The organism is Streptomyces sp. NPDC005576 (assembly GCF_042871745.1).
GTDB lineage: Bacteria > Actinomycetota > Actinomycetes > Streptomycetales > Streptomycetaceae > Streptomyces.
Window position 1 is genome coordinate 104,115 of the sequence record NZ_JBIAJC010000003.1, and the last position, 12,932, is coordinate 117,046.

The 12,932-nt window shown below is 72.4% G+C and carries 8 protein-coding genes and 1 riboswitch; of the genes, 6 read left to right on the forward strand and 2 right to left on the reverse strand.

Annotated features, from left to right (window positions below):
- Positions 1-9: 9 nt before the first annotated feature.
- Positions 10-1,344, forward strand: a complete 1,335-nt coding sequence (locus ACFYPN_RS06660) for a GTP-binding protein (protein ID WP_389297061.1) — start codon at positions 10-12, stop codon at positions 1,342-1,344.
- 93 nt (positions 1,345-1,437) lie between these two features.
- Here the strand turns inward: ACFYPN_RS06660 and ACFYPN_RS06665 are convergent, their stop codons facing one another.
- Positions 1,438-3,888, reverse strand: coding sequence for a DNA topoisomerase IV subunit A (locus ACFYPN_RS06665; protein ID WP_358763231.1), 2,451 nt, complete (start codon positions 3,886-3,888; stop codon positions 1,438-1,440).
- A 378-nt stretch (positions 3,889-4,266) separates the two neighbouring features.
- Here ACFYPN_RS06665 and ACFYPN_RS06670 point away from each other — a divergent pair, with 378 nt between their 5' ends.
- The 4 genes from ACFYPN_RS06670 to ACFYPN_RS06685 all read left to right on the forward strand — a co-directional run bounded on the left by ACFYPN_RS06670 (position 4,267) and on the right by ACFYPN_RS06685 (position 9,249).
- Positions 4,267-5,643: a pitrilysin family protein gene (locus ACFYPN_RS06670; RefSeq protein WP_358763233.1), complete on the forward strand. Its 1,377-nt coding sequence runs from the start codon at positions 4,267-4,269 to the stop codon at positions 5,641-5,643.
- A 26-nt stretch (positions 5,644-5,669) separates the two neighbouring features.
- Positions 5,670-7,052 carry a pitrilysin family protein gene (locus ACFYPN_RS06675; RefSeq protein ID WP_358763291.1) on the forward strand — a complete coding sequence of 461 codons (1,383 nt, stop codon included), beginning with the start codon at positions 5,670-5,672 and terminating at the stop codon, positions 7,050-7,052.
- A 217-nt stretch (positions 7,053-7,269) separates the two neighbouring features.
- A riboswitch (cyclic di-AMP (ydaO/yuaA leader) is annotated at positions 7,270-7,438 on the forward strand.
- Between the two features lie 12 nt (positions 7,439-7,450).
- The gene (locus tag ACFYPN_RS06680) at positions 7,451-8,215 is read left to right on the forward strand and encodes a M23 family metallopeptidase (protein WP_389297064.1); all 765 of its coding nucleotides are present in this window, start codon (positions 7,451-7,453) and stop codon (positions 8,213-8,215) included.
- A 338-nt stretch (positions 8,216-8,553) separates the two neighbouring features.
- On the forward strand, positions 8,554-9,249 hold the full coding sequence (locus tag ACFYPN_RS06685; protein ID WP_358763237.1) for a GntR family transcriptional regulator: 696 nt from the start codon (positions 8,554-8,556) through the stop codon (positions 9,247-9,249).
- Between the two features lie 180 nt (positions 9,250-9,429).
- Here ACFYPN_RS06685 and ACFYPN_RS06690 read toward each other — a convergent pair whose 3' ends face one another.
- Entirely contained in the window at positions 9,430-9,711 is a 282-nt protein-coding gene (locus tag ACFYPN_RS06690) for an HPr family phosphocarrier protein (RefSeq protein WP_358763239.1), read from the reverse strand.
- 321 nt (positions 9,712-10,032) lie between these two features.
- Here ACFYPN_RS06690 and ACFYPN_RS06695 point away from each other — a divergent pair, with 321 nt between their 5' ends.
- Positions 10,033-12,909 (forward strand): GNAT family N-acetyltransferase, encoded by a 2,877-nt coding sequence (locus tag ACFYPN_RS06695; RefSeq protein ID WP_389297067.1) that lies wholly within the window; start codon positions 10,033-10,035, stop codon positions 12,907-12,909.
- The last annotated feature ends 23 nt before the right edge of the window (positions 12,910-12,932 follow it).

Genomic DNA, 12,932 nt, shown 5'->3' on the forward strand with positions numbered 1-12,932 from the left:
TGGTCCGTCTTGCCCCCTTCGGTCCCACCGGGTGATGCCCGTATCCCGCAGATCCCGGTCATCGTGCTCGCGGGCTTCCTCGGCTCGGGCAAGACCACACTCCTCAACCACCTGCTTCACAACCGCGCCGGCAACCGGATCGGCGTGATCGTGAACGACTTCGGGGCCATCGAGATCGACGCCATGACGGTCGCCGGGCAGGTCGGCTCGACGGTCTCGCTGGGCAATGGCTGTCTGTGCTGCGCGGTGGACACCAGCGAGCTGGACTCCTACCTGCACACCCTGACCCGGCCCGCCGTCCGCCTCGATCTGATCGTCATCGAGGCCAGCGGACTCGCCGAGCCGCAGGAACTCGTACGGATGCTGCTGGCGAGCGAGAACCCGCGGATCGTCTACGGAGGGCTGGTCGAGGTCGTCGACGCGGCCGAGTTCGAGCGCACCCGCGAGCGGCACCCGGAGACCGACCGGCACCTCGCCGTCGCCGATCTGGTCGTCCTCAACAAGACCGACCGGATCGACGCGGCGGAGCACGCGCGGCTGCGCACCTCGATCGCCTCACTGACCGACCGCGCCGCCGTCGTCTCCACCGCACACGGACGGATCGATCCTTCGCTGCTCTTCGACGCCGCGCTCCGTCCCGACAGCGAACGGACCGCGGCCCGCCAGCTCACCTTCGAGGACCTGCTGGCGGAGGAGGCGGACCACGAAGGAGCGGCGGACCACGAAGGAGCGGGGAGCCGCGGCGGAGCCCACGGAGACCATCCCCACGCCTCGTACCAGAGCGTCGAACTCTCCACCGCGATCGCCCTGGACCCGCGCAGGTTCATGAGGTTCCTCGACTCGCGGCCCGAGGGGCTGTACCGGATCAAGGGCTTCGTGGACTTCGGCGCGGCCGATCCACGCAACGCCTACCTGCTCCACGCGGTGGGCCGGTTCCTCCGGTTCGTCCCGCGTCCGTGGGCCCGCGACGAGCCGAGGCTCACCCAGCTCGTACTGATCGGGTCAGGTTTTGACGGGGAGTCACTCCTGCGGGAACTGGAGGACTGCCGGAAGCCCGGGCCGGACAGCACGAGCCCGGACGGTACGAGCCCCGGGGCCACCGGTCCCGGCGGCGTGCCGGAGGCCGAGCCGCGCGACGCGGACGAGCTGGAGCGCGCCATGTGGGGGGTCCTGCGGTACGTCGCCGCCGACCGGCCCGCCGCCGACCGGCCCGCCGCCGACCGGCCCGCCGCCGACCGGCCCGGCGAGGACCGGCCTGGCGAAGACCGGCCTGGCGAAGACCCGCCCGGCGAGGACCCGCCCGGCGACGGAAGCCGCGCACCCGCCGAACCGGACCTGCCGTAGTGGCGGTGCCGCGTCAGGCTCACCCGTGCCGCCGGGCCGCCGGAAGACGGGGCGGGGCCCGCCCGCCGCACCCGTCCTCCGTATGCCCGGCGCCTACACAGGCCCCGCGATCGAGGCCACCGGGTCGGTCAGCGGGATACCGGAACCGTCGCGGCGCGGGTCGGGTTCCGGGAGCCGCGCGGGTGTGCCGTTCTGCTGCGCGGCCCGCGCGGGCAGGGGACCGGCCCAGGCGAAGACCAGCACGTCCTCACCCTTGAGGAACCGCTGGCACCGCACCCCGCCGGTGGCCCGCCCCTTGCGCGGGTACTGGTCGAACGGTGTCAGCTTCGACGTGAGCACCGAATCGTCCAGCGTGCCGTGCGAGCCGGCCACCGTGAACACCGCGGCGTCCGCGGCGGGTTCGACCGCGGCGAAGGAGAGCACCTCGGCGCCGTCCGAGAGCTTGATCCCGGCCATGCCGCCCGCCGCACGCCCCTGTGGGCGTACCTGGGCCGCCGGGTACCGCAGCAACTGCGCGTCGGTCGAGATGAAGACCAGGTCCTCCTCACCCGTACGCAGTTCCACGGCTCCGACGATCCGGTCGCCCTCCTTGAGGGAGATGACCTCCAGCTCGTCCTTGTTGGCCGGATAGTCCGGCACGACGCGCTTCACCACCCCCTGGAGAGTGCCGATCGCCAGGCCCTGCGACGCCTCGTCGAGCGTGGTCAGGCAGATCAGCTCCTCGCCCTCCTCCAGCGTGAGGAACTCCGCCACCGGGGCCCCGCCGGAGAGGTTGGGCGCCGCGTGGGTGTCCGGCAACCGGGGCAGATCGATCACCGGGACGCGCAGCAGCCGTCCGGTGGAGGTCACCGCCCCCACCTCGCCGCGCGCCGTCGCCGGTACGGCGGACACGATCACGTCGTGCTTCACGCGCTTGGCGTCCTCGTCCTCGGCCACCGGGTCGGCGTTGGCCGTCCGGGCGAGCAGACCGGTCGAGGAGAGCAGCACCCGGCACGGGTCGTCCGCCACCTGCAGCGGTACGGCCGAGACCTGCGAACCCGCCGACTCCAGCAGCACCGTGCGCCGGTCGGTGCCGAACTTCTTGGCCACCGCGGCCAGTTCGGAGGAGACCAGCTTGCGCAGCTCGGCGTCGGACTCCAGGATCACGGTCAGAGCGTCGATCTCGGCACTGAGCCGGTCGCGCTCGCTCTCCAACTCGATCCGGTCGAACCGGGTCAGTCGGCGCAGCGGGGTGTCGAGGATGTACTGCGTCTGGATCTCGCTCAGCGAGAAGCGCTCCATGAGGCGCTCCTTCGCGGCCGAGGAGTTGTCGCTGTCCCGGATGAGCCGGATGACCTCGTCGATGTCGAGGAGGGCGACGAGCAGCCCCTCCACCAGGTGCAGCCGGTCGCGCCGCTTGGTGCGGCGGAACTCGCTGCGCCGGCGCACGACCTCGAAGCGGTGGTCGAGGTAGACCTCCAGGAGCTCCTTGAGGCCCAGGGTGAGCGGCTGACCGTCGACGAGCGCGACGTTGTTGATGCCGAAGGACTCCTCCATCGGCGTCAGCTTGTAGAGCTGCTCCAGGACGGCCTCCGGTACGAAGCCGTTCTTCACCTCGATGACCAGGCGCAGCCCGTGCGAGCGGTCGGTGAGGTCCTTGACGTCGGCGATGCCCTGGAGCTTCTTCGACGAGACCAGGTCCTTGATCTTGGAGATGACCTTCTCCGGACCGACCGTGAAGGGCAGTTCGGTGACGACCAGGCCCTTGCGCCTCGGGGTGACGTTCTCCACGGCGACCGTGGCCCGGATCTTGAACGTGCCACGCCCGGCGGCGTAGGCGTCCTTGATGCCGCTCAGGCCCACGATCCGGCCACCGGTCGGCAGGTCGGGACCGGGGACGAACCGCATCAGCGCTTCGAGGTCGGCGTTGGGGTACCGGATGAGGTGGCGCGCGGCGGCGACGACCTCACCGAGGTTGTGCGGCGGCATGTTGGTCGCCATACCGACCGCGATCCCGGACGCGCCGTTGACCAGCAGGTTCGGGTAGGCGGCCGGGAGGACGACGGGCTCCTGCTCCTGCCCGTCGTAGTTCGACTGGTAGTCGACGGTGTCCTCGTCGATCGACTCCGTCATGAGGGACGTGGCATCGGCCATGCGGCACTCGGTGTACCGCATGGCGGCCGGCGGGTCGTCATTGCCGAGGGAGCCGAAGTTGCCGTGTCCGTCCACGAGCGGGAGGCGCATGGAGAACGGCTGCGCCATGCGCACCAGGGCGTCGTAGATCGACGCGTCGCCGTGGGGATGCAGCTTGCCCATGACTTCGCCGACCACTCGGGCGCACTTGACGTACCCGCGGTCGGGGCGCAGTCCCATCTCGTTCATCTGGGACACGATGCGGCGGTGTACGGGCTTCATGCCGTCGCGCGCGTCGGGCAGGGCCCGGGAGTAGATCACCGAGTACGCGTACTCGAGGAAGGAGCCCTGCATTTCGTCGACGACGTCGATGTCGAGGATCTTCTCCTCGAAGTCGTCCGGCGGCGGGGTTTTCGTGCTGCGGCGGGCCATCGCGGCTGCGACTCCTTCACAGATTCTGTCGGGCAACCTGAGGTTCTGACGCGGACCATTGTGGACCGCCTCGCCGACAGCGCCGACCTCGACCCGTCCCAAGGGCCCTGCCGGGACCCGCCGGGACGCCCGTTCCCCACGGTTCTCCGGCCGTACCGGACGCCTTACCCGACGCGGATGCGGCGCCGTTCCGGACACGGATCCGACGCCCCGGTCGACCCCCTGTGCGCGGGCGTCGACACCACGCGTCAACATCAGTCGTCAAGAACTACCAACGAGCACAACATCGAAGGAACGGGAACTTCGCCAGGTACCCGTGCGCTTGCTTACAGTGGCAGGTCTGGCAGAAAGTCCAGTACCGCGATCGAAGGGACGTACATGCCCATGGGTCACACGGCCACCGCACAGGCCGGCTCCGGCGGCCTGACAGCGACCGAGCACCGTCTGGCCAATGGCCTGCGCGTGGTGCTCTCCGAGGACCACCTGACCCCGGTCGCCGCCGTCTGCCTCTGGTACGACGTCGGCTCCCGTCACGAGGTGGAGGGGCGCACCGGTCTCGCGCACCTCTTCGAGCACCTGATGTTCCAGGGCTCGAAGCAGGTCAAGGGGAACGGTCACTTCGAACTCGTCCAGGGCGCGGGCGGGTCGCTCAACGGCACCACGAGTTTCGAGCGCACCAACTACTTCGAGACCATGCCGACCCACCAGCTGGAGCTCGCGCTCTGGCTGGAAGCCGACCGGATGGGCTCGTTGCTCGCCGCGCTCGACGAAGAGTCCATGGAGAACCAGCGGGACGTCGTCAAGAACGAGCGCCGCCAGCGGTACGACAACGTCCCCTACGGCACCGCGTTCGAGCGGCTCACCGCGCTCGCCTACCCGGAGGGCCACCCGTACCACCACACGCCGATCGGCTCCATGGCGGACCTGGACGCGGCGACGCTGGAGGACGCCCAGGCGTTCTTCCGTACGTACTACGCGCCCAACAACGCGGTGCTCTCGGTCGTCGGCGACATCGACCCCGACGAGACCCTCGCCTGGATCGAGAAGTACTTCGGCTCCATCCCGTCCCACGACGGCAAGAAGCCCCCGCGCGACGGCACACTCCCCGGCACCATCGGCGGGCAGCTGCGCGAAGTGGTTCACGAGGAGGTCCCGGCCCGCGCGCTGATGGCCGCCTACCGGCTGCCGCACGATGGCACCCGTGAGGCGGACGCCGCCGACCTGGCCCTGACCGTCCTGGGCGGCGGCGAGTCGTCCCGGCTCCACAACCGGCTGGTGCGCCGCGACCGCACGGCGGTGGCCGCCGGATTCGGGCTGCTGCGGCTGGCCGGAGCGCCCTCGCTGGGCTGGCTGGACGTCAAGACGTCCGGCGGCGTGGAAGTCGAGAGCATCGAGAGCGCGGTCGACGAGGAGCTGGCGCGGTTCGCCACCGAGGGCCCGACGCCCGAGGAGATGGAACGCGCGCAGGCCCAGTTGGAGCGCGAGTGGCTCGACCGTCTCGGCACGGTCTCCGGCCGTGCCGACGAACTCTGCCGCTTCGCCGTGCTCTTCGGCGACCCGCAGCTCGCGCTGACGGCCGTCGGGCGCGTCCTCGACATCACCGCCGACGAGGTGCGGGAGGTCGCGGCCGCCACACTGCGCCCCGACAACCGTGCCGTGCTGGTCTACGAGCCGGTCGAACCGGCCGAGCCGGACGACGGGACCGCTGCCGAGGACGGCGCGGAGACCGACGCCGACGAGGAGGACGGCAAGTGAGCGACGCCGCCGTGACTGGAGTAGCCATGGACTTCCACCCGCAGCCCACCCCGGGAACCGCCCGTCCCTGGGCCTTCCCCGCGCCCGAACGCGGCACCCTGCCCAACGGGCTGACCGTGCTCCGCAGCCACCGCCCCGGCCAGCAGGTCGTCGCGGTCGAGATCCACCTCGAAGCGCCGCTCGACGCCGAACCCGAGGGACTGGACGGCGTCGCCACCATCATGGCGCGCGCCCTCTCGGAGGGAACCGACAAGCACAGCGCCGAGGAGTTCGCCGCCGAGCTGGAGCGCTGCGGCGCCACCCTCGACGCGCACGCCGACCACCCCGGCGTCCGGGTCTCGCTGGAGGTGCCCGCCTCCCGGCTGGCCAAGGCGCTCGGCCTGGTCGCCGAGGCGCTGCGGGCCCCCGCCTTCGCCGACAGCGAGATCGAGCGCCTGGTGGGCAACCGCCTGGACGAGATCCCGCACGAGCAGGCCAACCCCGCGCGCCGCGCGGCCAAGCAGCTCTCCAAGGAGCTGTTCCCGGCCACCGCCCGGATGTCGCGCCCGCGTCTGGGCACCGAGGACACCGTGCGGCGGATCGACGCCGCCGCCGTCCGCGCCTTCTACGACGCCCACGTCCGCCCCGCCACGGCGGTCGCGGTCGTCGTCGGCGACCTCACCGGCATCGACCTGGACGCCCTCCTCGCCGACACCCTCGGCGACTGGTCGGGCAACGCCGGCACCCCCCGCCCGGTGGCGCCGATCACCGCGGACGACACCGGCCGCGTGGTCATCGTCAACCGCCCCGGAGCCGTGCAGACGCAGCTGCTCATCGGCCGCATCGGCGCGGACCGGCACGACAGTGTCTGGCCCGCCCAAGTCCTCGGTACGTACTGCCTGGGTGGCACGCTCACCTCGCGGCTCGACCGGGTGCTGCGCGAGGAGAAGGGCTACACCTACGGCGTACGCGCCTTCGCCCAGGTGCTCCGCTCCACCGCCGGCGGCCCGGACTCCGGGCCGGCCGGTGCGGCGATGCTGGCCATCAGCGGCTCGGTGGACACCGAGTCGACGGGCCCCGCGCTCGACGACCTCTGGAAGGTCCTGCGGACCCTCGCGGCGGACGGGCTGACGGACGCCGAGCGCGAGACCGCCGTCCAGAACCTCGTGGGGGTCGCCCCGCTCAAGTTCGAGACGGCGGCCTCGGTCGCGGCGACCCTCGCCGACCAGGTCGAGCAGCAGTTGCCCGACGACTTCCAGGCCCACCTGTACGCACGACTCGCCGAGACCGGCACGGTCGAGGCGACCGCCGCGGTGGTCAACGCCTTCCCGGTGGACCGGCTGGTGACGGTCCTGGTGGGCGACGCGTCGCAGATCGCCGAGCCCGTCCGCGCGCTGGGCATCGGCGAGGTGACGGTCGTGAACGGCTGACCGGCCGTCCTTCGCACGACGACCGGGTACGCCCCGGCAGCGCGACCCCGGCGGGAGATCTCTCGCCGGGGTCGCGCTGTTTGTCCCCTTTGCCGGGAGCATGCCCGTCTGCCCTGTGGGATGTGCTACAAAACCCGCTGTCCGTTTGGTGATCGAAAGCGCCGCGGCCTAGCGTCGGTCCGGCTGTCCGTCGACTGTGTACCGCACTCGCGGTGCCGGACAGTCATCGCCGAGTCCCCGTCAGGCGCGAGCCTGGGGAGCCGGGGACCCGTGAAGTCCCTGGGGTGAATCGGGCACCCGCGTCTCGTGAGAGACGCGAACGCCCGTAGGAGACCTTCCTGCTCCGAACCCGTCAGCTAACCCGGTAGGCGAGAAGGAAGGAAAGGATCCGCTCCTCCATGGCGTTCACCCGTGCCACCGGGACCCATCGTGCCCCGGGCCGTCTGACGCGTACCACCGCCCGGTTCGCCGGTGCCTGCGCCCTCGCCGCGACCGGCGTCGTCGGCTCGATGGCTTCCCCGGCACTCGCCGTCGGCCCCACCACCCCGTCACCCGGTTCGACCGGCCTCATCGGGGCCGTCACGCTCGGCGACTCCATCGCGGACCGGATAGCCGACCAGGCGGAGGCCCAGCAGCGCGGGGCGGAAGTCAGGGCGAAGGCGGAAGCCAAGGCCAGGGCCGAGGCCGCCGTACGGGTCAGGGAAGCCCGTGAGGCGAAGGCCCGCGCCGCGCGCGCCGCCGAGCGCGTCCGGCTGAACTCCTTCCACCTGCCCATCGCGGGCTCCTACATCAGCACCGGCTACCAGTCGAGCGGCTCCCTCTGGTCCTCCGGCAGCCACTCCGGCGTCGACTTCCACGCCGCCACCGGGACCCCCGTCCTCGCCGTGGGCGCGGGCACGGTCGTCGAGGCCGGCTGGGGCGGCGCGTACGGCAACAACATCGTGCTGCGGATGACCGACGGCACGTACACCCAGTACGGCCACCTCTCCTCGATCGGTGTCCTCGCCGGCCAGAGCGTCTCCTCCGGGGAGCGGATCGGCCTCTCCGGCGCCACCGGCAACGCGACCGGCCCGCACCTGCACTTCGAGGCACGCACCGGACCGGAGTACGGCTCCGACATGGACCCCGTGGCGTATCTGCGGGCCCACGGCCTCACCGCCTGACCCCGCGGCCCCACCCGCCGCTGCCGGGGCCCACGGCGCCCGACCCCGCCCGGGTCGCCCGCCGTCCGGCGCGACCGCCGCCGGACACCCCTGACCGACGACCGATGGAGGCCGGCCCGGACCCGTGCCGATCGCCCCCGAGCCCCGGCCCCGCGCCGGGGCTCCGGCATATCGCGGCTTCGGCATATCACCCGAAACCCCTCCCGCAGGCAGACACCGCAGGCAAAAGATATGTGCGAATTCCGGTACGCCATCGGAAATTCACGCAGATTGCAATAGAGTCACGGTGCAGGCTTCGATCGGCCGCGTTTCGCGGGGATTAAGGCGGAGGTTCGGACATGCGCATTCCCGCGCACTCGGTATGCACGGCAATCCGTGAGGACATCGTCTCGGGCGTCTACGAACGCGGCAGTCGCCTCACCGAGGAACTCCTGGCGCGGCGCTACGGCGTCTCACGCGTGCCGGTGCGCGAAGCGCTGCGGACCCTGGAGTCCGAGGGGTTCGTGGTCACCCGCAGGCACGCCGGCGCCTGCGTCGCCGAGCCCACGGAGCAGGAGGCGGCCGACCTCCTGGAGATGAAGCTCCTGCTGGAGCCGCTGGGTGCGGCCCGGGCTGCACAGCGCCGCACCGAGGCGCACCTCAAGGTCCTGCGCGGGCTGGTCAAGCTGGGGCAGGAGCGGGCCCGCCGGGGGGAGGGGGAGGACCTGCGCTCCCTCGGCGGCTGGTTCCACGAGACGCTCGCCCAGGCGTCGGGCAGCCCCGGCCTCATCGCGCTGCTGACCCAGCTCCGGCACAAGGTCGCCTGGATGTACGCCGTCGAGCAGCCGGTCCGCCCCGTCGAGTCGTGGGCCGAACACGGCGCCCTCGTGGACGCGGTCGCCCGGGGCGACGCGGAACGCGCGAGGGGGCTGGCCGCGCAGCACGCGGAGCGTTCGCTCGCCGCGCACCGGCCGCGCAGGCCCCTCAGAGCGGTGAAACAGTCCCGGGTGAGCACTTCGCAACATCCCGTAAACACCTCGGGTGCCCGTCATTAACAAACTCGCCGTATACAAATGGGGGAGCGAATATCCGGAGCCTTCTCCGTGCTGCCGGAATTCACGTGTGCGCGATCGGCCCGAGAAATGACTGAGCCGCGCCGTCCGTGAGGGACGGTGCGGCCCGGTCGAGCGAGAATTCCGTCAGGAAGTCCGACGGAAGGGGTTTCGGGATTCGTGTCAGACCGTTTCCGGGAGCTCGTCGAGCCCCTCGGAGACCAGCTTCGCCAGCCGGTCGAGCGCGGCGTCCGCACCCTCCGCCCCGGAGGCGAGCACGATCTCCTCGCCGCCCTCCGCGCCCAGCCCGAGAACCGCGAGCATCGACGCGGCGTTGACCGGGTTGCCGTCGGCCTTGGCGATCGTCACCGGAACCCCGGAGGCCGTGGCGGCGCGGACGAAGATGGAAGCGGGGCGGGCGTGCAGGCCTTCGGCCCATCCGACGTTGACACGGCGCTCAACCATGGTTCTGCCCTTCGTGGATCTGCGATGTCCTGACCGGTAATTGATTTGTCTAGACCATTGTGGCACGGGGGCGTGGACCTGCGTACCCTCCCGCCGGCGGACCTGCCGGTGGGCTTCCCAGCCTGCCCCGGCACCGAATCCGCCGCGACCCGTGTCCGGCGGATTCGGTGCCCGTACGGCCCGGTCCCGCCGGGCCCGGCCACCCGTGGGCCGGCCGGCGCGTCAGGCCCGACGCATCCGGACCCGCCGTCCGCACGTCCCGGGCGCCCGGGACACCCCGCGAACCCGACCCGGAGCGCGGGTCGGTCGTACGCTTTCCCCATGCAGCCCACGCCGGAGCAGAGTCCGCATCACGCGTACCCCGACCACTGGGAGGCAGACGTGGTGCTGCGGGACGGTGGCACCGCCCGGATCGGGCCCATCACCCCGGACGACGCCGGACGGCTGGTCAGCTTCTTCGAGCAGGTCTCGGACGAGTCGAAGTACTACCGCTTCTTCGCGCCCTACCCCCGGCTCTCCGACCGGGACGTCCACCGCTTCACCCACCACGACTACGTCGACCGGGTGGGGCTGGCGGCCACGGTGGGAGGGGAGTTCATCGCCACCGTCCGGTACGACCGGATCGACGACCGGGGCCGGCCCGCCTCCGCGCCCGCCGACGAGGCCGAGGTCGCCTTCCTCGTCCAGGACTCCCACCAGGGCCGCGGTGTCGCCTCGGTGCTGCTCGAACACATCGCAGCGGTCGCCCGGGAGCGCGGCATCCGGCGCTTCGCCGCCGAGGTGCTGCCCGCCAACACCAAGATGATCAAAGTCTTCCGGGACGCCGGCTACACCCAGCAGCGGAGCTTCGAGGACGGGTCGGTCCACCTCACCCTCGACATCGAACCGACCGCCGAGTCGCTCGCCGTGCAGCGCGCCCGCGAACAGCGCGCCGAGGCCCGTTCCGTCCAGCGGCTCCTGGCCCCCGCGTCGGTGGCCGTCGTCGGCACCGGCCGCGCTCCGGGCGGGGTGGGGCGGACCGTCCTCCGCAACCTCCTGAACTCCGGTTTCACCGGCCGCCTGTACGCCGTCAACCACGCCTTCGCCGCCGATCAGGACAGCCTCGACGGGGTCCCCGCGCACCGCTCCGTGGGCGGTATCGGCGAGCCGGTCGACCTCGCGGTCATCGCCGTACCCGCCGAACGGGTCCCCCAAGCCGTCGCCGACTGCGGGGAGCACGGGGTGCGGGGCCTGGTCGTCCTCTCCGCGGACTACGCCGAGCGGGGGGCCGAGGGCCGCGACCGACAGCGCGCGCTCCTCCGCCAGGCCCGCTCCCACGGGATGCGGATCATCGGCCCGAACGCCTTCGGCGTCATCAACACCTCCGGTGCCGTCCGGATGAACGCCTCGCTCGCCCCCGCGTCCCCCGCGCCGGGCCGCATCGGCCTCTTCACCCAGTCCGGTGCCATCGGCATCGCCCTCCTCTCCGGCATCCACCGGCGCGGCGCGGGGCTCTCCACCTTCATCTCGGCCGGGAACCGCGCCGACATCTCCGGCAACGACTTCCTCCAGTACTGGTTCGACGACCCCGAGACCGATGTCGCCCTGCTCTACCTGGAATCGCTCGGCAACCCCCGCAAGTTCACCCGGCTCGCCCGCCGCACCGCCGCCGTCAAACCGGTCGTGGTGGTCAAGGGCGCCCGGCACAGCGGCGCCACCCCGCCCGGTCACGCCGTGCCCGTCAGCCGCATCCCCGACGCCACGGTCTCCGCGCTGATGCGGCAGGCCGGCGTCATCAGGGTGGACACGGTGACCGAGATGATCGACGCGGCCCTCCTCCTCGCCGACCAGCCGCTGCCCGCCGGCCCCCGGGTGGCGATCCTCGGCAACTCGGAGTCGCTCGGCCTCCTCACGTACGACGCCTGCCTCACGGAAGGGCTCCGCCCCAGGCCGCCCCGCGACCTGACCACCGCGGCCGGGCCCGCGGACTTCCGCGCGGCCCTCGCCGAGGCGCTCGCCGACCCGGGATGCGACGCGGTGATCGTGACCGCGATCCCGCTGGTCGGGACCGAGGGGGAGGTGCAGAGCGGTGACGGCGAGGTACTGGCGGCAGCCCTGCACGAGGCGGTGGCGGAGCGGACCGCCGGCCCCGCCAAGCCGGTGGCCGTTGTCCACCTGGAGATCGGCGGACTCGCCCAGGCCCTGGCGGCCACGGCGGGTACGCGCCCGGCGGGGGGCGACGTCCCCGAGGCGGGCCCGGCCCAGGCGGCCGCCCCCGCCCCCGTACCGTCGCCCCCCGCCGGGGCGGCCGCGGAACCCGGGGCCCACACCCCGGCCCCCACCGGCCGCATCCCCGCCTACCCGGCCGCCGAACGGGCCGTCCGCGCGCTGAGCGAGTCGGTCAAGTACGCCCAGTGGCGCCGCCAGGCGGCGGCCCCGGGCCGGGTGCCCGAGTTCCTGGACGACACGATCGACGAACCCGGCACCGCCGCGCTCATCGACGCGCTGCTCGGCCCCGCCCCCGATCCGCGCGGCCGGCCGCTCGGACACGACGAGGCCCGCGAGTTGCTCCGTGGATACGGCATCGGCGTACGGGCGACGCTCCCCGCCCCCGACCCGGACGCCGCCGTTGCCGCCGCCGTGCGGCTCGGCTGGCCGGTCGCCCTCAAGACCACGGCGCCCCATCTCCGTCACCGCGCCGACCTGGGTGGCGTCCGCCTCGACCTCGCGGGGGAGGACGCGCTGCGACGGGCGTACGGCGAACTCACCGAACTCCTCGGCAAGCCCGCCGAACTCCAGCCCGTCGTGCAGTCCATGGCGCCCCGGGGTGTCGACACCGTGGTGCGGGCCACGATCGACGCCGCCGCGGGGGCCGTGCTCTCCTTCGGTCTCGCGGGCACCCCCTCCGAACTCCTCGGAGACGTCGCCCACCGGCTGGTTCCGGCCACCGACCGGGACGCCGCCGAACTCATCCGCTCCATCCGCGCGGCTCCCGTCCTCTTCGGCTGGCGCGGCTCCTCGCCCGTCGACACCCGGGCGCTCGAAGAGTTGCTGCTCCGGGTCTCCCGCCTGGTCGACGACCACCCCGAGGTGGTCTCGGTCACCCTGGAACCGGTCGTGGTGGCCACCCACGGGCTGACCGTCCTCGGCGCGAGCGTCCGGCTCGCACCGCCGCCCGCGCGGACCGACCTCGGGCCCCGCCGGCTGCCGAACTACTGACCCGGCCCGCCCCTCCCGGTGGA